Consider the following 19,842-nt stretch of genomic DNA (forward strand, 5'->3'; position numbering starts at 1 on the left):
CCCCGTCGGCGCCCTACGCGCGCCCGGGGCACCGCCTTGCAGGATCGCCATCGTGAAACTCAATCGCCAGCACCTCGAACAACTGCCCGACTACATCGCCAAGCCCGGCTACGCCGCCTGCCAGCTGCGCCAGGGTATCGTCCACATCGGCGTCGGCGGCTTCCACCGCGCGCACCAGGCCATCTACACCGAGGCCCTGCTGAACCAGGGGCGCGATCTGGACTGGAGCATCTGTGGCGTCGGCCTGCGCGCCGAAGACCGCGCCATGCGCGATGCCCTGGCCGGCCAGGACTATCTCTATACCCAGGTGGTGCTGGCCGACGAGCCGGACACCGAGGTGCGCGTCGTCGGCGCCATCAGCGGCATGCTGCTGGCCGAGGACGGCACCCAGACGCTGATCGACAAGCTGGCCCATCCCAGCACCCGCATCGTCTCCCTCACCATCACCGAGGGCGGCTACTGCATGGACGACAGCACCGGCGAATTCAACTTCAAGCTGCCGCTGATCCAGCACGACCTACAGCATCCGGGCGATCCGCGCAGCGTCTTCGGCTTCCTGCTGGCGGCCCTGGCCAAGCGCCGCGCCGCGGGCACCGGGCCCTTCACCGTGATGTCCTGCGACAACCTCCCCCACAACGGGCAAGTCACCCGCAAGGCCCTGCTGGCCTACGCCGCCCTGGTGGATGAAGAGCTGCACGGCTGGATCGCCGAGCACGTCAGCTTTCCCAACGCCATGGTCGATCGCATCACCCCCATGACCAGCACCGCCCATCGCGCGGCGCTGCTGGCCGAACACGGCGTCGAGGACGCCTGGCCGGTGGTCTGCGAGCCCTTCCTGCAGTGGGTGCTGGAAGACAAGTTCGTCGCCGGGCGTCCGGCCTGGGAAGACGTCGGCGTCCAGTTCACCGATGACGTCACCCCCTACGAGGAAATGAAGATCAAGCTGCTCAACGGCAGCCACCTGGCGCTGACCTACCTGGGCTTCCTCAAGGGCTACCGCTTCGTCCACGAGACCATGGCCGATCCGTTGTTCGTGCGCTACATCCGCACCTACATGGACAAGGACGTGACGCCGCAGCTGGCCCCGGTGCCCGGCATCGATCTCGCGGAGTACAAGGACACCCTGATCGAGCGCTTCTCCAATCGCGCCATCGCCGACCAGTTGGAGCGGGTCTGCTCGGACGGTTCGTCGAAGTTTCCCAAATTTACCGTGCCGACCATCAACCGCCTGATCGAGGACGGCAAGGACCTGGATCGCGCCGCCCTGGTGGTGGCCGCCTGGGCGGTCTATCTGCGGGGCGTGGACGAGACCGGGGCGACCTATCGCATTCCCGATCCGCGCGCCAACTACTGCGAAGAACTGGTGCAGGATCAGAAGAATCTCACCGAGCGCCTGCTGGGCGCCGAGGAAATCTTCGGTAAGCACATCCCGAAATCCGCGGCCTTCGTTGCCGCCTTCGAGCGGCAGCTGTACAACTTGCGTACCCATGGGGTCAGCGCCACCTTGCAGACCCTGCTCGGCGACTAGCCTTGGCAAAAAGCTGCCTGGGCAGCGTCGATGATCAATACGAGCCCAAACAACAACAAGGAGCGGCCAGGCATGAAGTTTCTCGGGATAGACTGCGGCACCCAGGGCACCAAGGCGGTGATCCTGGATGTCGAGCGCGGGGTGGTACTGGGTGAAGGCAGTGCGCCTCACCCCCTGACCGAGGGCGCCAATGGCCGCCGCGAGCAGAATCCGGCGGACTGGATCCGGGCCCTGGTGGCGGCCACCCGCGCCGCCCTGGCGCAGGCCGGCAGCGATGGCCAGGACATCCTCGGCGTCGGCGTCTCCGGCCAGCAGCATGGTCTGGTATTGCTCGACGACAGCGGCAAGGTGCTGCGGCCGGCCAAGCTCTGGTGCGACACCGAGTCCACCCCGGAAAACCAGCGCCTGCTGGAGCATCTGGGCGGCGTCGAGGGCTCCATCGAGCGCCTGGGCCTGGCCATCGCGCCGGGCTACACCGTCTCCAAGCTGCTCTGGACCAAGGAGCAGCACCCGGAGGTGTTCGACCAGATCGCCCAGGTGCTGCTGCCCCACGATTACCTGAACTTCTGGCTGACCGGATGCGCCGTGGCCGAATACGGCGACGCCTCGGGCACCGGCTATTTCAATGTGCGGACGCGCCAGTACGACCTGGAACTGCTGCGCCACATTGATCCCAGTGGGCGCCTGGAGCGCGCCCTGCCGACGCTGATCGAAGCCGATCAGCCGGTCGGACGGCTGCGGCCGGAGGTCGCCAGCCAACTGGGCATCAATCCCCAGGCGCTGGTCTCCAGCGGCGGCGGCGACAACATGATGGGCGCCCTGGGCACCGGCAATAGCCGCGCCGGCCAGATCACCCTGAGCCTGGGCACCTCGGGCACCCTCTATGGGTATTCCGACGAACCTCGCATCAGCGACCATCCCGCCGTGGCGGGCTTCTGCTCGTCCAACGGCGGCTGGCTGCCGCTGATCTGCACCATGAACCTGACCAACGCCAGCGGCCAGATCCGCGAGTTGCTCGGCCTGGACCTGGTCGAATTCACCCGTCTGGTGGCGGAGTCACCCATCGGTGCCGAGGGGGTGCTGATGCTGCCCTTCCTCAATGGCGAACGGGTCCCGGCGCTGCCGACCGCTACCGCCAGCCTGCACGGCCTTACCGCCACCAACCTGACCCGCGCCAACCTGTGCCGAGCGGTGGTCGAGGGGGTGAGCTTCGCCCTGAGATACGGCTTCGATCTGCTGCGTGACCTGGGCATGCCCGGCGACACCCTGAGACTCATCGGCGGCGGCGCCAGGAGCCCGGTGTGGCGGCAGCTGATCGCCGATCTGATGAACACCCCGGTGGTCTGCCCGGTGCACGGCGAAGCCGCGGCCCTGGGGGGCGCCTTGCAGGCCGCCTGGTGCTGGAGTCGCGAGCAGGGCCGCCCGGAGTCGCTCGACAGCCTCACCGAGCGCTGCGTGCACCTGGACCCGGCCAGCCGCGCCGAACCGGACCCGGCGCGGGTCGCCGAGTACGAGGCGGCCTACCAGCGCTATCGGCAGCAACTGCGCGAGAGCTACGGGATCGCCTAGCGGGCGGATGGGGTGGAAAACGCCAGGCGGTTTTCCACCCTGCTGAAATTCGGCAACCAACCCGTCGTAGGGTGGACGCCGGCGCAGCCTTGTCCACCACCAGCCTGATGGCGCGTGGAAAACGCTACGCGGCTTTCCACCCTACCCGACAGGCAGGCGCTCAGCCCTTGCCAATGGGTACGAAGGGCGCGTCCAGCAAGCGTGCGAGGTCCGCCGGTGCCAGGGCGACTTCCAGCCCCCGGCGCCCGGCACTGACATGGATGCTCGGCAACGCCGCCGCGGAGTCGTCGATGAAGGTGCGCAGCCGCTTCTTCTGCCCCAGGGGGCTGATGCCGCCCACCAGGTAGCCGGTGCTGCGCTGGGCCTGGTCGGGTTTGGCCATCTCCAGTTTCTTCACCCCGGCCGCCTGGGCCAGGGCCTTGAGATCCAGGGTGCCGGCGACGGGCACGATGGCCACCAGCAATTCCTGTTTCTCGCTTGCCGCCAGCAGGGTCTTGAACACCGTCTCCGCTGCCAGACCGAGTTTCTCGGCGGCTTCCAGGCCGTAGGAGGCGGCCTTGGGGTCATGGTGGTAGCTCAGCACCTCGTGGGGCACCTGGCTCTTCTTGAGCAGTTCTATCGCCGGGGTCATGCCAGCACTCCTTGGGGATCGGCCACCTCCGCCCGCCCGCGGCCCTGCGCCTTGGCGCGGTAGAGAGCGAAGTCGGCCGCCTGCAGCCAATGGGCGACGTCATCGTAGGCGCGGTCGAAGCCGGCGATGCCGCAGCTCAGGCCGACACGTACGTTCTGACGGTCGCCGGGGCCGCCTGCCTGCATGTCGTGCAGACGCTCCTGCAGCCGCCGGATCAGGTCCAGGGCCCGCTCGGGCGAGGTGTCGGGCAAGAGGATACCGAATTCGTCACCGCCAAAACGACCGGCGAGATCGCTGGTGCGGATGGTGCGCGCCAGCAGACCGGAAAACTGGCGCAGCATCTCGTCGCCGGCCTGATGGCCGAAGCGGTCGTTGATGAGCTTGAAGTTGTCCAGGTCGATCATCACCAGGCTGGCCGCGGCGCCGCTGCGTTTGCAGCGGGCGAATTCCCGCTGCACCAACTGATCCCAGTGGGTTCTGTTGTGCAGCCCGGTCATGCCATCCTGCTTGCTGATCAGCTCCAGCTCCTGCTGGCGCCGCGACAACTGCTGCGCCAGGCGAAAGCTCACCAGGCCCAGGGCCCAGGGATAGGCGATGATCATCGGCAGGCAGGCATAGATCTGCGCGGTGGAGGTCTCGATGGCGACCGGGTGGCGCAGCACCACGAGGCCGACCAGGATGCCCAGCAGTTGGGCGAGCAGCCCGCGGCGCCAGAAGGCCAGGCCACCGGCGCCGAGCATGTTGAGACCGGTCATGGCGAGCAGCGTCGCGCTGGGCAGCAGATTGAAGCCCATGCTCGCCGCCCAGAAGCCGGCCGAGCCACAGTCCAGCAGCAGGTTGCCCAGTTCGGTGCGATAGGGATCGCGCGCGCGGACGGCGCGCCAGTAGGCCAGCGGCGACCAGCACAGGGCATTGGCCAAGAGCAGGATCCACAGCCAGAGAGACACCGGCTGGGTGAGCTGCACCGAAACGATGCAACTCAGGCTGAGCAGCAGACCAATCGCACGGGGTAGCCAGAGCCGCCGGGCAAAATTGCGGCCACGGGTGAGCACATCTGGCATTGACGATCCCCACTGCGACGGACGATGAAAGGTCGCGCATTATCAGTGGACAAGGGCAAAACGCCAGCGACCGCGACCTGAACGTCGTGTTCCGAACCTTACGACGCCCCTAGACACTGCCAGAAGGAAACATCGGGTGACACGCACACCGGACGAACAGCCTTGAACCTCGGCCTGACCGGCCTCATCCAATGGTCAGGCCCGTCAAAAAGAGGAAGCCGCATGCAAGTCCAAGTCAACAGTGACCACAACATCGAAGGCAGCGCCGGTTTGCAGAATTGGGTGGCGTCCGTGGTGGAAGACCGCCTGGATCGCTTCGACGAACTCCTGACTCGCGTCGAGGTGCACCTCAACGACGAGAACGCCGGCAAATCGGGCGCCCAGGACAAGCGGTGCCAGATGGAGGCCCGCATCAAGGGCCATCAGCCGCTTTCGGTGACGCACAAGGCCGAATCCCTGGAACAGGCGGTGGATGGCGCAGCCGACAAGCTGCACCGGGCCATCAACAACCTCTCCGGCAAGCTGGAAAAGAAGCGGCTGTCGGGCGGTGAACTCAACGACCCGCTGGCCCTGGAAGATTCCGAAGAATTCCAGGACTCGCTGCGGCAGGACGAATTCCTCGAACGGGAGCAACTGGCTCACGATCACCAGTTGAAGTGATGCGCCGTTAGACGCTAGCGTTCAACCGAGGCCGCTCCCTGAGCGGCCTCGCTGTTTTCCACCCCGGCACAAGGAAGCCCCATGCCCTCCCCCTTTCGCGTCGCCCTGATCGGTTACGGCTTCGTCGGTCAGACCTTTCATGGCCCCCTGCTGAGCTCCATCCCCGGGCTCTCCCTGGATCTGGTGGCGTCGCGGGATGCCGCACGTGTGCAGGCCGATCTGCCCGGGGTGCGCGTCACCGCGGATTACCTGGCGGCCGTGAGGGATCCGGCCATCGACCTGGTGGTGATCGCCTCACCCAACCAGACCCATGCGCCTCTCGCCAGCGCCGCCCTGGCCGCCGGCAAGCACGTGGTGGTCGACAAGCCCTTTACCGTGACCCTGGCCGAAGCTCGGCAACTGGTCGCGGAAGCCGAACAGGCCGGCCGGTTGCTGTCGGTGTTCCAGAATCGTCGCTGGGACAGCGATTTCCTCGGCTTGCAGGCAGTCCTGGCCAGCGGCGCCCTGGGTGAGTTGACCAGCCTGGAATCCCGTATCGAGCGCTTTCGTCCCGAGGTGCGGACGCGCTGGCGCGAAGCCGCGCTGCCCGGCAGTGGCCTCTGGTTCGATCTCGGTCCCCATCTGCTGGATCAGGCGCTCTGCCTGTTCGGCCTGCCCGAGCGCCTGCAGGCGCAGCTGGTGCGGCAACGACCCGGCGCCCTCACCGACGACTGGTTCCAGGTGCAGCTGGACTACGGCGCTCGCCAGGTGACCCTGAGAGCCGGGATGCTGGCCGCCGGTGGCGTGCCGCGCTTTCTGGCGCAGGGCACCGCGGCCAGCTGGATCAAGCAAGGGGCGGATCGTCAGGAGGACGCGCTCAAGGCCGGCGTGCGCCCCGGTGGTCCCGACTGGGGCCAGGATCCGGATCCGGGCTGGCTGATCGACGCCAGCGGCGAGCGCCAGGCCCTGCCGACGCCGGCGGGCGATCACCGTCGCTACTACCTCGCCTTGGTCGAAGCCCTCGCCGGTCGCGCCGGCAATCCCGTCAGCCCGGCCCAGGCTTGCGCCCTCATGGCCCTGCTGGAAGCGGCGCAGCGTTCCTCGGCGAAAGGTCGGGCGCTGATGCCCGAGCTCAGCGCGGCGGAACGCGCGGCCTACTGACCGGCCACCCACTGCGGACGCCGTCCGGCCAGGCGCTCGCCCAGCTGGCGCAGGGTGCGCGACAGGCGGCGCTCGATCCACTCGTAGCTGGCCCAGGCCACCAGCAGGATCACCGGCAGGCAGACCGCCAGGGTCTGGTAGGGACTGAATCCCCACTGCTGGTGCAGCCAGTAGTCGCCCAGCCAGAGCACGATCACGTGCACCAGATAGACCGAATAGGACCAGTCGCCCAGCGCCTTGCACAGCCGCGAGCCGGCGAACCAGGGTTCGAGGATCACGCAGGCGCCGACCAGTACCGCACTGGGCACGCCCCAGGTCAGCAGGCGCCAGGGATGATCGGCGGGAAAGGCCACCAGGCAGGTCAGTGCCGCCAGGGCCGCCACCAGGGCCAGGGGTTTGGGGCCGCGCAGGGCGCCACGGCGATAGAGCGCCGCCAGGCTCACGCCCAGCAGAAATTCGAAGATGATCGGATTGCGATAGAAGCTGCTGACAAAGGACTCGCGGGCCAGCACCAGGCTGACCAGGATCACCAGCAGGCTGACCATCCCGATGCGCCAGCGCTCGGCCACACCAAAGGACAGGGCGAACAGCAGGTAGAACAGCATCTCGAAGTTGAGCGTCCAGCCCACCGGCAGGATCGGATAGTGGCCGAAGCCCGCCGGATTCTCGCTGGGAATGAAGAACAGCGAGAGCAGCAATTCGCGCGCGGCGACGCCATAGATGGGCATCACGTCGCTGGCGAGATAGAGGATCAGCGCCGTCACCGCGGTGTACAGCCAATAGGCCGGGACGATGCGGGCGATGCGATGCCAGAGGAAGGTACTGCGCCTGAGCGGTCGGCCCGCGGTGGACAGGTGGATCACGAAGCCGCTGAGCACGAAGAAGATGTCGACCCCGACCTGTCCCCGGGTGGAGAGCAGATGGCCACCAAGGCTGTCGGCGTGGAAATCGAAGAACACCTGCATGAAGTGATGAAAGACCACCAGCCAGGCGGCCAGGGCCCTGAGAGCCTGCAGTGAAACCAGCATCGTAGAACCTTTCCCTCCTCGTCCCGCCAGGCACGACCCAGCGTAGCGCCGCCATTGTGGACGGCATGGGCTGCTGGGGCGTTCGTGGGAAAAGGCTGGATTGCGCCGGTTCACAGGCTGAACGGCTCGATGCCCGACCCGTTCAGCGGCAGTTCAGGCGGCTGACCTCATTGCAGGCTGAACCGCCAGGCGCGGTGGATCTTGGGATTGCGCGCGAAATCCGGATCCAGGGTGCTGGCGCTGATCTCTTCGACGCGATAGCGCTCGGCGAGACTCGCATCCAGTTCGAACTTGCGGAAGTTGTTGGAGAAATACAGCACGCCGTTGCGACTCAGGTGGGCCATGGCCGAATCGAGCAGGGCGACATGATCGCGCTGGACGTCGAACACCCCTTCCAGGCGCTTGGAGTTGGAGAAGGTCGGCGGGTCGACGAAGATCAGATCGTATTCGCCGCGATCGTTTTCCAGCCAGTGCAGGACATCGCCCTGTTCCAGGCGGTGCCGCTCGGAAAAGCCGTTGAGCGCCAGGTTGCGCCGGGCCCAGTCCAGGTAGGTGCGCGAGAGGTCGACGCTGGTGGTGCTGCGTGCACCGCCCACTGCCGCCTGCACCGTGGCGGCGCCGGTGTAGCAGAACAGATTGAGGAAACGCTTGCCCTGGGCTTCCTGGCGCAGCCGCAGACGCAGCGGACGGTGATCCAAGAACAGCCCGGTATCCAGGTAGTCGGTGAGGTTAACCAGCAGCTTGGCGCCCGCTTCTTCCACCTGCAGGAATTCACCCTGGGCGGCCTGGCGTTCGTACTGCTTGGTGCCGCTTTGCCGTTCGCGGCGCTTGACCACCACCAGTGACGGATCGATGTTCAACGCCTGGGGAATGGCGGCCAGGGCGTCGAGCAGGCGCGCCTGGGCCTTGTCCGGGTCGATGGAGCGCGGCGGTGCGTATTCCTGCACGTGCACGCGATCGCCATAGAGATCCACCGCCACCGCGTACTCGGGCATGTCGGCGTCATACAGGCGATAGCACTGCACGCCCTGGCTGCGGGCCCACTTGCCGAGCTGCTTGAGATTCTTCTGCAGCCGATTGGCGAACATCTGCCCGCCTTCGCTGAGCTTGGCCGGCTCCGCCGCCTGGGCATTGGCCGGGCGTTCGCCACTGCGACTGCCGGTGACGAACTGGCGGGTCTCCACCTCGAACATCAGCAGCTTGCAGGGCAAGGCGCCATTCCAGAAGGCGTATTGCTTGTGACTGCGGATGCCCATGCGCTTGCCCAGCTCGGGCGCGCCGGTAAAGACCCCTGCACGCCAGCCCAGGCAGGCCTGGCGCAGGCGCTCGCCAAGATTCTGGTAGAGGTACAGCAGGCTGGCTTCGTCACCCAGGCGCTCGCCATAGGGCGGGTTGCAGATCACCAGGCCGGTCTGGCCCTTGTCCGGACGCGGCTCGAAGCTGGCGACCTCGCCCTGGTAGACCTTGATCCACTCGGACAGCCCGGCCCGCTCGATGTTGTTGCGCGCCGGCTGGATCAGCCGCGGATCGGCTTCATAGCCGCGGATCCAGACCGGCGTCCTGGCCAGGCCCGCAGTGGCTCGCGCCTCAGCCTCCTGGTGCAGTTGCTGCCAGAGGGCGGGCATATGGCCCAGCCAGCCGGAAAAGCCCCAGCGCTCGCGGCGCAGGTTGGGGGCGATGTCCGCGGCCATCAAGCCGGCCTCGACCAGGAAGGTGCCCACCCCGCACATGGGGTCGGCCAGGGCGCCACCGGCCGCGGCCAGGGCCGGCCAGCCGGCACGGATCAGCACCGCGGCCGCCAGGTTTTCCTTGAGCGGCGCCGCGCCCTGCTGCAGGCGATAGCCGCGCTGGTGCAGGCTCTGACCGGAGAGATCCAGCGAGAGGATGGCCTGGCCGCGCTCCAGGTGCAGGTGGACGCGCAGATCCGGAGCAACCTTGTCCACCGTGGGCCGCTGCCCGGTGCGCTCGCGCAGGCGGTCGACGATGGCGTCCTTGACCTTGAGCGCGCCGAAGTGGGTGTTGTCGATGCCCGCGCCCTGGCCGCTGAAGCCCACCGCCAGGGTGCCGGTGGGCGCCAGGTGCTCTTCCCATTCCACGCCATGCACGCCCAGGTACAGGCCCTGAGGGTCTTCCACCGGGAAGCGCGCCAGCACCAGCAGCACCCGGTTGGCCAGGCGCGACCAGAGGCACAGGCGGTAGGCATCCGCGAGACTGGCTTCGCCGCGCACCGCCGCGGTCTGGCTGCGGGCCTCCTGCAAGCCAAGGCCCTGGGCCTCTTCCAGCAGCAGGGTCTCGAGTCCCTTGGGACAGGTGAGGATGAGTTGTTGCATCGCGGACATCGTTGAATCCATAGGTTAGCGCAAGGAACTTTCTGCCTTTGGTCGGATTGACCGATGAGGACAGCCCCTTGCGTGAAAGTTTGACTGCGTCTCAACAAGCCGCAGTGACGGCATTCCAGCGGCGGTTTATCGCCATTTCATTTCGAACTGATTACGGCTTATAGCTAAAAGGTCGTTCCCAGCCAGAGCGCCATTGGTTAGTAATTGATCACCCGCAGCGCGAAGGTGCGGGGCGGATGTCAGGACGCCGGCTCTGGCATCCAGGCCTGCAACGGGCCATGGACAATCTGCAAGTCAACCTACGAGGGCACTACCCTATGAGAAGACTCAAGCGTGATCCAATGGAACGAGCTTTCCAGCGTGGTTATCAGCACGGCATCGTGGGCAAATCGCGGGACCTCTGCCCCTTCACCCAGGACGCCGTCCGGCAGGCCTGGCTCAATGGCTGGCGTGAGGGCCGTAGCGACCAATGGGACGGCTACGTAGGCACCGCCGGTCTTCAACGCATGAATCAACTTCAAGCCGTAGGCTAATTCGATTTCACTAGCGGAAGCCCAGGGCTTCCCATAGCGTTCTGGTTGTTTTCCAGTCAGATCCTCTCCCAGGATCAGGGACCCGGTCCCACGGGGGCTCCCAGCGAGCCCCCTCCCCCTCAGGGGCGCGCTGCTGCAATGGCATCCACGGCTTCGCGGATCAAGGCCGGTCCGCGATAGATGAAGCCGCTGTAGAGCTGCACCAGACTGGCACCCGCCGCGATCTTCTCCGCCGCATCCTCGCCCGACAGGATCCCGCCCGCCGCGATGATCGGCAGCCGACCACCCAGCTCACCAGCCAGCACCCGCACCACATGGGTGCTCTTCTCGCGTACCGGGGCGCCCGACAGGCCGCCGGCCTCGGCGGCATAGGGCAGATTTTCCACCCCTTCGCGACCCAGGGTGGTGTTGGTGGCGATGATGGCGTCCATCCCGGCATCACGGATCGCCTGGGCGGTCAGCACGATCTCTTCATCGGTCAGGTCCGGGGCGATCTTGATGGCGATGGGCACGCGGCGGCCGTGCTGGACCGCCAGGTCTTCCTGGCGCTGGCGCAGGGCTTCCAGCAGGCTCTTGAGCGCGTCGCCGAATTGCAGGCTGCGCAGGCCGGGCGTATTGGGCGAGCTGACGTTCACCGTGATGTAGCTGGCATGGGCATAGACCCGGTCCAGCCCAATCAGGTAGTCGTCCACCGCCCGCTCCACCGGAGTAGTGGCATTCTTGCCAATGTTGATCCCCAGTACGCCCCGGAAGCGGGCGGCCTTGACCCGTTCGATCAGCGCATCCACGCCCGCATTGTTGAAACCCATGCGGTTGATGATGGCGTCGGCCTGCTCCAGGCGGAACAGCCGCGGCTTGGGATTGCCCGGCTGCGGCCGCGGCGTCACGGTACCGATCTCGATGAAGCCGAAACCCAGGCCGGCGAAGCCGTCGATGGCGGCGCCGTTCTTGTCGAGTCCGGCGGCCAGGCCCACCGGATTGGGAAACTCCAGGCCCATGACCTGGACCGGTAGCCGACCCGGCCGCCGGCCGAGCCCGGTCAGGCCCAGACGACCCGCGGCACCGATCAGGTCCAGCGCCAGATCGTGCGATCCTTCGGGAGACATTTTGAAGAGCAGAGGACGGAGCGCGTCGTACATGGCGGACTCACAGGCGATTCGGAAAGCGCGCATTATACAGGCTTGCCACCGGCCATACGTCGCTCGCTCCGGAGGCGAGCGGTCACTCGCACAAAAGATCCTACCTTTCGGGAATCATTTGACGATAGCGCGGTCTTTGCCACGCTAGACTCGGTCGTGCAGTTCCTATCCGCCCCGGAGACCTCATGAGCAACAGTGCCAACCTCCTGGGCAGCCCCTGGTCTTCGCTGGCCTTGCATCTGCATCCCTCCCTGGCCAGCCGCCGGATCCAGCGTTGCCTGGAACGCCTGGCCGACGCCTTCGTCCCCTTGCCCGCGCCTACCGACAGCCTTTGGTGGGATGAAGGCCATCCGCTGCACCTGTTGCTCGGCCTGCCCCGCGCCGCCCTGTCCGGACCGACCCAGGAGATCAAGGGCCACGCCCATGCCCTGCTCAGTCAGCTGGTGGTCGCCGATACGCTGCAGGCCGCCGCCCTCGACCTGCGTGCCATCGATGGCCTCTGCCAGCGCCTTGGCGACAGCACGCTCGATACGGCGATACAGCTGGAGGAACTGGCCGCCCTGCCCGCAGCGCGCGAGCAGGTGCGGATCATCGGCTATCGGGATTTCCAGGCGGCGCTCTACCGCACCTTGCCGAACCTGTCTGCGGAACAGCCCCTGCGTCTGCGCCAGGCCAGCTGGCGGGGTCCCCGACTGTTCCTGGAAAACGATACGACCACCACCCTCGCCTTCGCCAGCATCATCGCCTACGCCCGCATCCGCGGGATCGCCGTGGAGGTGCCGGCGCAGATCCAGTGCCTGCGCCTGGATCCGGCGGCCATCAACCGCCTGCAGGAAGCTTTCGCAGTCTATGCCCTGCCCAATGCGGTCTGGAACCACCCCGATTTCATCCAGGTGCTGCTGGGGCTGAAGCTCGACTATGCGCGCCTGCCACTGCCCGCCCCGGGCCAGGATCTGGAGTGGTTGCTGCTACCCAGCGAGGTGGCGAGTACCCGGGTCCTCAGCGAGATTCTCGAACGCCTGGGCGCTGCCGAGGTGATCGGCTACCTGCAGGCGCTCTAGAGACCGCTCAGGGGGCGGCTACCGCCGGCGCATGTCGCTGCCCCGCCGCCAGAAAGACCTCGAAGGCCAGCCGCTGGCCGGCCAGCATCGCCGGATGCAGGCGCGCATCGCTGCCCGCCTCGTCCAGACGCTGCAGAAAGCCTGGCCAGGCGCCCTTGGGCGGCACGTGGCCCAGATAGGCCCGGGCGTCGCGCACCGCCTCGTCGGGACTCTCGCCGGCATGGCGATCCAGCATTCGCGACCCCAGCCGAGACCCTTCGAGGACATAGGCCACGCCCCAGCACTCGCCTTCGTCGAGCAGGCGCTCGAGGACTACGGGTTCGGGCTGCTCGGCGGCCAGGCGCTGCAGATCCTCTGCCAGCACCCCGGTGCGGCGACGCTCCGCCCAGTCGGGCAGCAGGCGCTGGATGCCGGAGCGCTCCAGCAGGTCTTCCAGACCGATCAGGGCCTGGGCATGGGCCTGCAGAAAGGCGGTGTAATGCAGCCGGGTCTGCAGCGCATAGCGGCCAAAGGTCGCATCGACCTGCTCGTGCAGGGCACCGCCCTCGGCGCGCAACATTTCACGGATGGAGGACACGCAAATACCTCAAGTTGGCGCCGGCCTTCAGAGCGGCGAAGGCTGGGGCTTCTCGCCGCGCAGGGCGGCCTGCAGCCGGGCTGCCAGGTCGGCCTCGCGAAAGGGCTTGGGAACGATGAAGGATTGTTCGGGATCGAGTTCGCCCAGTTCGGCATAGCCGGTGATGAAGACCACCGGCAACTGCGGCAGCCGCTTGCGCACCTGGCGGGCCAGCTCGGCACCGTTCATGCCGGGCATGGCGAAATCCGCCAGCAGCAGATCGATCTGCGGATCGCGCTCCAGCGCACTCAGGGCGGCGAAGCCATTGCTGGCCTCCACCACCTGATAGCCGAGATCGGCCAGCAGGGCAGCGGTCACGTTGCGTACCGCGTGGTCGTCGTCGACCAGCAGGATGCGGCGCTCGGCGGCCTGCTCGTCGCGACCCAGGGCCGGTAGCCCGATCGGATCCTGGGCATCCTCCGCCTCGGTACGCGGCAGATAGACCAGCACCGTGGTGCCACTGCCCATCTGCGTCTCGATGCGGACCCCGCCACCGGACTGCTTGGCGAAGCCGAACACCTGGGCCAGGCCCAGACCGGAGCCCTTGCCCACCTCCTTGGTGGTGAAGAAGGGTTCAAAGGCCTTGGCCAGCACCTCTTCGCTCATCCCGGTACCGGAATCCTGCACCGCCAGCAGCACGTATTCGCCCGGTTCGGGTTCCTCGGGACGCTGCGGCGGCTCGCTGATGGTCTGATTGGAGGTGCTCAGGCGCAGGGTGCCGCCGACCGCCATGGCATCCCGGGCATTGATCGCCAGGTTGAGGATGATGAGTTCGATCTGGGTCGGATCGACCAGGGCGTGCCAGCAATCGGCGCGCAGGTGGGTCTCGATCCAGACACTGCCGCCCATGGTACTGCGCAGCAGCTCCAGCATGCCCTCGACGGTTTCGTTGAGCTTGACCGGCTTGGGCGCCAGTCGCTGGCGACGGGAAAAAGCCAGCAGCTGGGCGGTGAGCTTGGCGCCCCGCTCGCCCGCTTCGCGGATGTTCTGCACCCGCCCCTGGGTCTTGTCGCTGGCCGCCAGGCGCGTCAGGTCGCGCTCAAGGAAGCTGGCGCTGCTGAGCACCACGGTGAGCAGGTTGTTGAAGTCATGGGCCACGCCCGCCGTGAGCTGACCCACGGCTTCCAGTCGCTGCATCTGCTGCAGGGTCGCCTCGACCCGCTCGCGCTCGTCGATCTGCTCGCGCAGCTGGCGGTTCGCTGCAGCCAGCTCTTCCATCGCCAGGACTTCCGAGGAGATGTCGCGCCCGGAGCAATAGGTCATGCCGGCATCCGGTACCGCCGTCCAGGAAATCCAGCGATAGCTGCCGTCACGATGGCGGATGCGGTTGACGAAGCGCTGGCTGGTCGCGCCGGTGGCCAGCTGCTTGAGTTCGTTGTCGGTGATGAAGCGCTCGTCGGGATGCACCAGCGCCAGCAGCGAGGAGTCCAGCAACTCCACCCGCGACCAGCCCAGATTTTCTTCCCAGGCCGGGTTGAGCGCCACCAGGGTGCCATCGGGCTTGCACACCAGCAGCAGATCGCGAGTGAGGTCCCAGGTCCGATCGCGCTCCCGGGTACGCTCTTCGACGCGCTCGCCAAGACTGACATTGAGCCGCTCGAGCTTTTCCGCGGCATCGCGCTGCTGAGTGATGTCGAGCATCACGCCCAGAAAGCGGGTGCAGACGCCGGCGTCGAAGAAGGGCTGGCCGCGGGTCTCGACCCAGCGCTGGGCGCCGTTGTCCAGGCGAATGCGGTATTCGCTGCGGTAGTCGTCGTCGCGCTCATCGGCGCTCGCCTGGCGGACCGTATGCAGAAAGCGCTCGAGGCCATCGCTGCCGCACAGCCGTTCGAAGACCTCGAGATCGACCACCGCATCGGCCGGCAGCCCGAACATGGCCTTGCAGCGCTCATCCCAGATCAGGGTGCGACTGGCCGGCAAATACTCCCACATGCCCAGGCGGGAGGCGTCCATCGCCAGGCGGGACCTGACCTCCAGGCTGTGCAGGGCTTCTTCGGCGCGGCGCCGCTCGCGGCGCTCGTGCACCACCAGCAGCGCCCGCTCGACGGCCTTGGCCAGGAGCTCCATGCTCTGCTTGAGCACATAGTCGTTGGCGCCCAGGCGCATCATCTCCACGGCGTGCACCTCACCAAAGATGCCCGAGACGAAGATGAAGGGCGTTTCCGGTGCCAGCGCCCGCGCCACGCGCAGCGCCTCGGCGCCGGAGAAGCCCGGCAGGATGATGTCGGAAAGGATGATGTCGTAGGTCTGCTGGCTCAGGGCCAGGGTGAGACCGGTACGCTCGTAGACGATCTTGGATTGCAGCTCGAAGCCGTGCCTTTCCAGCTCGATCAGGATCAGCTCGGCGTCGAGCTTGCTGTCCTCTACCAGGAGGATCTTGATCTGTTTCGAGAGGGGCATAAACGGACGTCGGCCTTGGATCTGTTCGCTCAGGGGAGCCGGGTCGCGCATATCTGCCGGTCGCGGATGACTGGATACGGATGCACTTATCTTCACTCGCTAACGGCCAATGCGCCTGGCGACACGGCGCGATCCTGGCGGCGGCTCGTTGAGTACGGCCCAGAACACGCCGAGGTCACTGATCGCGGCAACGAAATCACGGAATTCGACCGGCTTGACCACGTAGGCGTTCACGCCCAGTTCGTAGGCCTTTTCCAGATCGGGCTCCTCCCGCGACGACGTCAGCATGACCACGGGGATGCTGCACAGCTCCGGGGTACCACGCACCAGGTCCAGCACCTCGAGGCCATCGACCTTGGGCAGCTTGAGATCCAGCAGCATCACGGCGGGATTGCCCGGCTCGCGATCGGCATAGGGCTCGCGGCGCAACAGGTAATCGACCGCCTCGGCGCCGTCACGCAGGACCACGACATCGTTGGCCAACTGGCTGCGCTCCAGAGCCACCAGGGTAAGCTCCAGATCGTGCGGATTGTCTTCGACCAGCACAATGGGTTTGAGCATGAATAGAACTACCTTTTGTGTACCGGCGACGGTCGTTGTTTGGGAAGGGCGAAATAGAAGGTCGCGCCCTCGCCGATGGCACCCTCGGCCCAGACGCGACCGTCATGGCGCTCGATGATGCGTCTGACACTGGCCAGACCGATGCCGACCCCTTCGAACTCATCGGCATGATGCAGGCGCTGGAAGACGCCGAACAGCTTGCCCACATAATCCATGTTGAAACCGACGCCGTTGTCCCGGACAAAGATGATGTCCTCGGAATCGCTCGGCAAGGTGCCGATCTCGATCACCGCCGGCTCTTCGTAGCGACTGTATTTGATGGCATTGGCCAGCAGATTGCGCAAGGCGAGATGGACGAAGGCGGCATCGGCGATGACGACAGGCAGGGGGCCGATGTGCCACTCCACCTGCCGCTCGGCATAGTCCGGCGCCATCTCTTCGCGGATGGCTTCCACCAGGGCGGTGAGATTGACGTCGGAATAGCGGATCGCGGCTCGCCCCATCTGCGAGAAGCTCAGCAGGTTGTCCACCAGGCTGCCGGCGAAGCGTGCCGACGAACCGATGTTCTCCAGGAAGCGCCGCCCCCGGTCCGACAGCTTGCCGCCCTCGATGTCGCCCAGCAGCTCGGCATAGCCGGCGATGTGGCGCAGCGGCGCCCGCAGGTCGTGGGACACGCTGTAGGAAAAGGCCGCCAGTTCCTTGTTGCTGCGCTGCAGCTCCTCGGCCAGCTCGGCCATCTCCTCGGCCTTGCGCAGGACGATCCCGCGCACCGCGTTGCGCAATTCGATGGCGCTTTCCAGCTCCAGCGGCGACCAGGGTAGCGACAGCCCCCGTACCGTCTCCTGCCAGAGCACGAAGCTCTGTCGGGGCGACAGACGCCCGTCGCTGCCTTCCTGCTTGGTCGGCCGGCCGGCCCAGTTGACCACCTGCACCAGTTCGCTGCGGAACCAGATCAGGTAGTGGGAATGCAATTCGGAAATGGGGACGGCGAGCACCCCGGCCGCATGCTGGGCCAGCTGGGGGAGCTCGGCGATATCCTTGGCCAGGTTGTCGGTGACGAAGTGGTCCTTGACGTTGACCGACAGCCACTCGACCAGGCTGTCCACCACCTCGCGCGGCGGTACCTGGCCGATCAGCTCGGTCCCGTCGGAGGAGATGATGGCGGCGCCCTGCGCCCGGGCGAAATCCAGGAAGACCTGCGGCAGCTCCAATAGTCCCTGGCAGACGCTGTCGCGGTCGGCCATGGTCGAGAGCATCTGCACCATGGATTGGCGCAGCGCCAGCCGGCGATCGGATTCCGCATGGGTCTCGGCGGCATCGATCTGCAGCGACAGCACCCGGCCGAACAGCTCGCAGGCGGTACGCGTCTGGAAGGACACCCGCTGGGGTTGACGGTCATGGCAGAGCACCAGGCCCCAGAGGCGATCACCGACCACGATGGAGATGGACATGGACGCCAGGGTGCCCATGTTCCTCATGTACTGCAGGTGCACCGGCGACACGCTGCGCAGCTGCGCGAAGCTGAGGTCCAGCGGCTGCCCGGTCAGCGGATTGGTCTGCGGCTGCAACGGCGAGGGCTGGTAGTAGGCGTTGCCGATCACCCGGATGCGGTTGGCCAGGTACAGGCGACGCGCCTGGGCCGGAATGTCCGAAGCGGGAAATCTCAAGCCCAGATAGCTGGGTACGCCGGGATCGCACTCCTCGGCCAGCACCTGCCCATGACCGTCCTCGTCGAAGCGATAGATCATGGTGTGGTCGAAACCGGAAATACGCTTGGCTTCGCGTACCGCGAGCTTGGCGATGGCGTCGACGGTTTCGGCCTGATGCAGCTGTTCGATGAACACCCGCACCATGGGATAGAGGGTATTGAGGCCAAGGCGGCTGTCCACCGGCGCCTCGAATTCGACGATCAGCACCCCGCCGAAGCGGTGCATGAACAGCGCGAAGGTCTGCTGCCGCGGTCCCAGGGTCACATCGCCCTGATAGATGGGGTTCTGCTCTTCCTGGGTCAGGGCACCGAGCATGGCCGGCAGATCCCGTTCCGGCAGCAATTCGCCGAGGGTGCGACCCAACACCTCCTCCACGGCGACCCCGAGGTACTCGCGGACGTTGGCACTGGCCTGGACGATGCGCAGATCCGGCTCTTCCACGGCGAACAGGAAGCCATGTTCCTGGATACTGCCGGGAATATGGATCGGCTCGTTGGCGCAATCGGCCAGAGCGTCGGGCTGCGTCTTGGAGGGTGACTCGAGCGCCAAACCGGGAACCTCATGTGATCGGAAAGAAGCGCAGGGAAAGCGGTGCGCCGAAACGGAAACAAAGGTCATTCAGACTATCAGACCCTGGGCAGGAGGCGAAGCGAAACGGCGCGCAGCCTGAACAGCGACATGCGCGGCGACACTCTCTCGCCGCGGGTTGGAATCTTCTCCGTCGGCCTTCGGTCGGAGCTGGTTTAGCCCCAGGATCCTGCCCATGTCCTTGCGCCGCGCCCTCCCCCTGGCCGCCCTGCTACTGAGTCCACTCAGTCAGGCCGAGCCCCTCTACGGCGAACGTCTCGAAGGCTTCGACTACGACTATCCGGTCAAGACCTTCAGCTTCGACTCCCAGCGCCAGCCGCTGGAGATGGCCTATCTCGACGTCGCGCCGAGCGGAAAACCGAACGGCCGGACCCTGGTGCTGTTGCACGGCAAGAACTTCTGCGCCGGCACCTGGGCGCAGAGCATCCAGGTGCTGAGCGCTGCCGGCTATCGGATCGTGGCCCCGGACCAGATCGGTTTCTGCAAATCCAGCAAGCCAGCCCACTATCAGTACAGCTTCCAGCAACTGGCCGCCAATACCCGGGCCCTGCTCGACCACCTGGGCATCGCCCGGGCGACCCTGATCGGCCATTCGACCGGCGGCATGCTCGCGACCCGCTACGCCCTGCTCTATCCCGAGGCCACCGAACAGCTGGTGCTGGTCAACCCCATTGGCCTCGAGGACTGGAAGGCCCTGGGCGTACCCTATCGCAGCGTCGACCAGTGGTACGCCCGGGAACTGAAGACCTCCGCCGACGGCATCCGCGACTATGAGCGCAGCACCTACTACGCCGGCCAGTGGTCCCCGGCCTACGAACGCTGGGTGACGATGCTCGCCGGTCTCAACAACGGCCCCGGCAAGGAAAGGGTCGCCTGGAACTCGGCCCTGATCTACGACATGATCTACAGCCAACCGGTGGTCTACGAATTCGCCCGACTGCGCATGCCCACCCTGCTCATGATCGGCCAGCGAGATACCACCGCCATCGGCAAGGACGCCGCGCCGGCCGCCATCAAGGCGCAGCTGGGTCATTATCCCGAACTGGGCAAGGCGGCAGCGCGGCGCATCCCCCGGGCGACCCTGGTGGAATTCGAGGACCTGGGCCACGCGCCCCAGATGCAGGCACCGGAGCGCTTTCACCAGGCCCTGCTGCAGGGGCTGAGCGCCCTCAAGGCATCCTCGACGCAGCCCCAGCCCTGATCGAATCCGAACGATGAAAAAAAGCGGCGTACCCGAGGGTACGCCGCCTTTTTTCATGCCCTGAGAGACGACGCTGCC

16 protein-coding genes are annotated in these 19,842 nt (G+C 66.4%); 7 read left to right on the plus strand and 9 right to left on the minus strand.

Annotated features, from left to right (window positions below):
• The first annotated feature begins 52 nt into the window (after positions 1–52).
• Both PSK12I2_RS0101150 and xylB read left to right on the plus strand, forming a co-directional pair.
• Entirely contained in the window at positions 53–1,528 is a 1,476-nt protein-coding gene (locus tag PSK12I2_RS0101150) for a mannitol dehydrogenase family protein (protein WP_027596972.1), read from the plus strand.
• Positions 1,529–1,600: 72 nt separating this feature from the next.
• Positions 1,601–3,097 carry a xylulokinase gene (gene xylB, locus PSK12I2_RS0101155; RefSeq protein WP_027596973.1) on the plus strand — a complete coding sequence of 499 codons (1,497 nt, stop codon included), beginning with the start codon at positions 1,601–1,603 and terminating at the stop codon, positions 3,095–3,097.
• A gap of 160 nt (positions 3,098–3,257) precedes the next feature.
• Here the strand turns inward: xylB and ybaK are convergent, their stop codons facing one another.
• Together ybaK and PSK12I2_RS0101165 are read right to left on the minus strand one after the other, a co-directional pair.
• Complete coding sequence (gene ybaK, locus PSK12I2_RS0101160) at positions 3,258–3,728, minus strand: Cys-tRNA(Pro) deacylase (RefSeq protein WP_027596974.1); 471 nt, start codon at positions 3,726–3,728, stop codon at positions 3,258–3,260.
• Complete coding sequence (locus tag PSK12I2_RS0101165) at positions 3,725–4,789, minus strand: diguanylate cyclase (protein WP_027596975.1); 1,065 nt, start codon at positions 4,787–4,789, stop codon at positions 3,725–3,727. Before PSK12I2_RS0101165 ends, ybaK begins: the two co-directional genes overlap by 4 nt.
• Positions 4,790–5,011: 222 nt before the next feature.
• Between PSK12I2_RS0101165 and PSK12I2_RS0101170 the strand changes: the two genes are divergently transcribed.
• Together PSK12I2_RS0101170 and PSK12I2_RS0101175 are read left to right on the plus strand one after the other, a co-directional pair.
• Positions 5,012–5,449 (plus strand): HPF/RaiA family ribosome-associated protein, encoded by a 438-nt coding sequence (locus PSK12I2_RS0101170; protein ID WP_027596976.1) that lies wholly within the window; start codon positions 5,012–5,014, stop codon positions 5,447–5,449.
• 81 nt (positions 5,450–5,530) lie between these two features.
• On the plus strand, positions 5,531–6,589 hold the full coding sequence (locus PSK12I2_RS0101175) for an oxidoreductase (protein ID WP_027596977.1): 1,059 nt from the start codon (positions 5,531–5,533) through the stop codon (positions 6,587–6,589).
• Here PSK12I2_RS0101175 and PSK12I2_RS0101180 read toward each other — a convergent pair.
• Positions 6,583–7,617 (minus strand): acyltransferase, encoded by a 1,035-nt coding sequence (locus tag PSK12I2_RS0101180; protein ID WP_027596978.1) that lies wholly within the window; start codon positions 7,615–7,617, stop codon positions 6,583–6,585. The two genes, PSK12I2_RS0101175 and PSK12I2_RS0101180, sit on opposite strands and share 7 nt — an antisense overlap.
• Positions 7,618–7,784: 167 nt before the next feature.
• A complete protein-coding gene (gene rlmKL / locus PSK12I2_RS0101185; protein WP_027596979.1) occupies positions 7,785–9,956 on the minus strand; it encodes a bifunctional 23S rRNA (guanine(2069)-N(7))-methyltransferase RlmK/23S rRNA (guanine(2445)-N(2))-methyltransferase RlmL in 2,172 nt (723 codons plus the stop codon).
• 317 nt (positions 9,957–10,273) lie between these two features.
• Here rlmKL and rmf point away from each other — a divergent pair, with 317 nt between their 5' ends.
• Positions 10,274–10,489 carry a ribosome modulation factor gene (gene rmf, locus PSK12I2_RS0101190; protein ID WP_007159291.1) on the plus strand — a complete coding sequence of 72 codons (216 nt, stop codon included), beginning with the start codon at positions 10,274–10,276 and terminating at the stop codon, positions 10,487–10,489.
• A 119-nt stretch (positions 10,490–10,608) separates the two neighbouring features.
• Here rmf and PSK12I2_RS0101195 read toward each other — a convergent pair whose 3' ends face one another.
• Complete coding sequence (locus tag PSK12I2_RS0101195) at positions 10,609–11,628, minus strand: quinone-dependent dihydroorotate dehydrogenase (protein ID WP_007159292.1); 1,020 nt, start codon at positions 11,626–11,628, stop codon at positions 10,609–10,611.
• A gap of 185 nt (positions 11,629–11,813) precedes the next feature.
• Here PSK12I2_RS0101195 and PSK12I2_RS0101200 point away from each other — a divergent pair, with 185 nt between their 5' ends.
• Positions 11,814–12,689: a hypothetical protein gene (locus tag PSK12I2_RS0101200; RefSeq protein WP_027596980.1), complete on the plus strand. Its 876-nt coding sequence runs from the start codon at positions 11,814–11,816 to the stop codon at positions 12,687–12,689.
• Positions 12,690–12,696: 7 nt separating this feature from the next.
• Here PSK12I2_RS0101200 and PSK12I2_RS0101205 read toward each other — a convergent pair whose 3' ends face one another.
• The 4 genes from PSK12I2_RS0101205 to PSK12I2_RS0101220 all read right to left on the minus strand — a co-directional run bounded on the left by PSK12I2_RS0101205 (position 12,697) and on the right by PSK12I2_RS0101220 (position 18,524).
• Positions 12,697–13,266, minus strand: a complete 570-nt coding sequence (locus PSK12I2_RS0101205) for a biliverdin-producing heme oxygenase (protein ID WP_169854106.1) — start codon at positions 13,264–13,266, stop codon at positions 12,697–12,699.
• A gap of 27 nt (positions 13,267–13,293) precedes the next feature.
• Complete coding sequence (locus PSK12I2_RS0101210) at positions 13,294–15,705, minus strand: response regulator (RefSeq protein ID WP_027596982.1); 2,412 nt, start codon at positions 15,703–15,705, stop codon at positions 13,294–13,296.
• 99 nt (positions 15,706–15,804) lie between these two features.
• The gene (locus PSK12I2_RS0101215; protein ID WP_007159296.1) at positions 15,805–16,266 is read right to left on the minus strand and encodes a response regulator; all 462 of its coding nucleotides are present in this window, start codon (positions 16,264–16,266) and stop codon (positions 15,805–15,807) included.
• Positions 16,267–16,274: 8 nt separating this feature from the next.
• Positions 16,275–18,524, minus strand: coding sequence for an ATP-binding protein (locus PSK12I2_RS0101220; protein ID WP_007159297.1), 2,250 nt, complete (start codon positions 18,522–18,524; stop codon positions 16,275–16,277).
• A gap of 214 nt (positions 18,525–18,738) precedes the next feature.
• On the opposite strand from PSK12I2_RS0101220, the gene PSK12I2_RS0101225 reads away from it, so the two are divergent.
• On the plus strand, positions 18,739–19,764 hold the full coding sequence (locus tag PSK12I2_RS0101225) for an alpha/beta fold hydrolase (RefSeq protein WP_027596983.1): 1,026 nt from the start codon (positions 18,739–18,741) through the stop codon (positions 19,762–19,764).
• The last annotated feature ends 78 nt before the right edge of the window (positions 19,765–19,842 follow it).

It is taken from the genome of Pseudomonas sp. MOIL14HWK12:I2 (genome assembly GCF_000510745.1).
GTDB classification, from domain to species: Bacteria; Pseudomonadota; Gammaproteobacteria; order Pseudomonadales; family Pseudomonadaceae; genus Chryseomonas; species Chryseomonas oryzihabitans.

Coding starts and splice junctions, on each gene's coding strand:
- PSK12I2_RS0101195 (WP_007159292.1), bottom strand. CDS start 11,628: ATGTACGACGCGCTCCGTCCTCTGCTCTTCAAAATGTCTCCCGAAGGA.
- PSK12I2_RS0101175 (WP_027596977.1), top strand. CDS start 5,531: ATGCCCTCCCCCTTTCGCGTCGCCCTGATCGGTTACGGCTTCGTCGGT.
- PSK12I2_RS0101210 (WP_027596982.1), bottom strand. CDS start 15,705: ATGCCCCTCTCGAAACAGATCAAGATCCTCCTGGTAGAGGACAGCAAG.
- PSK12I2_RS0101170 (WP_027596976.1), top strand. CDS start 5,012: ATGCAAGTCCAAGTCAACAGTGACCACAACATCGAAGGCAGCGCCGGT.
- PSK12I2_RS0101215 (WP_007159296.1), bottom strand. CDS start 16,266: ATGCTCAAACCCATTGTGCTGGTCGAAGACAATCCGCACGATCTGGAG.
- rlmKL (WP_027596979.1), bottom strand. CDS start 9,956: ATGTCCGCGATGCAACAACTCATCCTCACCTGTCCCAAGGGACTCGAG.
- ybaK (WP_027596974.1), bottom strand. CDS start 3,728: ATGACCCCGGCGATAGAACTGCTCAAGAAGAGCCAGGTGCCCCACGAG.
- xylB (WP_027596973.1), top strand. CDS start 1,601: ATGAAGTTTCTCGGGATAGACTGCGGCACCCAGGGCACCAAGGCGGTG.
- PSK12I2_RS0101180 (WP_027596978.1), bottom strand. CDS start 7,617: ATGCTGGTTTCACTGCAGGCTCTCAGGGCCCTGGCCGCCTGGCTGGTG.
- PSK12I2_RS0101225 (WP_027596983.1), top strand. CDS start 18,739: ATGTCCTTGCGCCGCGCCCTCCCCCTGGCCGCCCTGCTACTGAGTCCA.
- PSK12I2_RS0101165 (WP_027596975.1), bottom strand. CDS start 4,789: ATGCCAGATGTGCTCACCCGTGGCCGCAATTTTGCCCGGCGGCTCTGG.
- PSK12I2_RS0101200 (WP_027596980.1), top strand. CDS start 11,814: ATGAGCAACAGTGCCAACCTCCTGGGCAGCCCCTGGTCTTCGCTGGCC.
- rmf (WP_007159291.1), top strand. CDS start 10,274: ATGAGAAGACTCAAGCGTGATCCAATGGAACGAGCTTTCCAGCGTGGT.